The sequence below is a fragment of the Arthrobacter sp. NPDC056886 genome, assembly GCF_042788715.1.
In the GTDB taxonomy this organism is placed as follows: Bacteria; Actinomycetota; Actinomycetes; order Actinomycetales; family Micrococcaceae; genus Arthrobacter.
The window spans coordinates 1,697-3,298 of record NZ_JBHUBT010000022.1; the positions used below are offsets into that span (position 1 = coordinate 1,697).

The 1,602-nt window shown below is 55.2% G+C and carries 1 rRNA gene (running past one end of the window); it reads left to right on the forward strand.

What is annotated here, in order from left to right:
- Nucleotides 1-1,562 (forward strand): 23S ribosomal RNA (locus tag ACFRJ8_RS22540) (it extends 1,675 nt beyond the left edge of the window).
- The last annotated feature ends 40 nt before the right edge of the window (nt 1,563-1,602 follow it).

The window sequence follows — 1,602 nt, forward strand, 5'->3', positions numbered from 1 at the left end:
AACCTGCCTGACCGCCCTTGTGGTGGAAGGGTTTTGGTGGAGCGCGGGACCTGATCCTGGGAGGCAAGCGTATTAACAGGTGTGACGCAGGAAGGTAGCCGAGCCGGGCGATGGTTGTCCCGGTCTAAGGATGTAGGGCGAACGGTAGGCAAATCCGCCGTTCATGATGCCTGAGATCTGACGGGACCCCCGTATGGGGGGATTCGGTGATCCTATGCTGCCGAGAAAAGCATCGACGCGAGGTTTTAGCCGCCCGTACCCCAAACCGACACAGGTGATCAGGTAGAGAATACTAAGGCGATCGAGAGAATTATGGTTAAGGAACTCGGCAAAATGCCCCCGTAACTTCGGGAGAAGGGGGGCCCCAACCTTGAACACCACTTGCTGGTGGGAGGGGATCGGGGCCGCAGAGACCAGGGGGAAGCGACTGTTTACTAAAAACACAGGTCCGTGCGAAGTCGCAAGACGATGTATACGGACTGACTCCTGCCCGGTGCTGGAAGGTTAAGAGGACCGGTTAGCCGCAAGGCGAAGCTGAGAATTTAAGCCCCAGTAAACGGCGGTGGTAACTATAACCATCCTAAGGTAGCGAAATTCCTTGTCGGGTAAGTTCCGACCTGCACGAATGGAGTAACGACTTCCCCGCTGTCTCAACCATAAACTCGGCGAAATTGCAGTACGAGTAAAGATGCTCGTTACGCGCAGCAGGACGGAAAGACCCCGAGACCTTTACTATAGTTTGGTATTGGTGTTCGGAGTGGCTTGTGTAGGATAGGTGGGAGACGTTGAAGCCCGGACGCCAGTTCGGGTGGAGTCATCGTTGAAATACCACTCTGGTCACTTTGGACATCTAACTTCGGCCCGTAATCCGGGTCAGGGACAGTGCCTGATGGGTAGTTTAACTGGGGCGGTTGCCTCCTAAAAAGTAACGGAGGCGCCCAAAGGTTCCCTCAGCCTGGTTGGCAATCAGGTGTCGAGTGTAAGTGCACAAGGGAGCTTGACTGTGAGAGAGACATCTCGAGCAGGGACGAAAGTCGGGACTAGTGATCCGGCGGTACATTGTGGAATGGCCGTCGCTCAACGGATAAAAGGTACCTCGGGGATAACAGGCTGATCTTGCCCAAGAGTCCATATCGACGGCATGGTTTGGCACCTCGATGTCGGCTCGTCGCATCCTGGGGCTGGAGTAGGTCCCAAGGGTTGGGCTGTTCGCCCATTAAAGCGGTACGCGAGCTGGGTTTAGAACGTCGTGAGACAGTTCGGTCCCTATCCGCTGCGCGCGCAGGAAATTTGAGAAGGGCTGTCCTTAGTACGAGAGGACCGGGACGGACGAACCTCTGGTGTGTCAGTTGTACTGCCAAGTGCACCGCTGATTAGCTACGTTCGGATGGGATAACCGCTGAAAGCATCTAAGCGGGAAGCTCGCTTCGAGATGAGATTTCCATACACCTTGTGTGTGAGAGGCCCCCAGCCAGACCACTGGGTTGATAGGCCGGATGTGGAAGCGAGGACTAACGACTCGTGAAGCTGACCGGTACTAATAGGCCGATAACTTACACCACACACCCCTTCCGTGAACGGATTCAAAAGACGTTCACACCA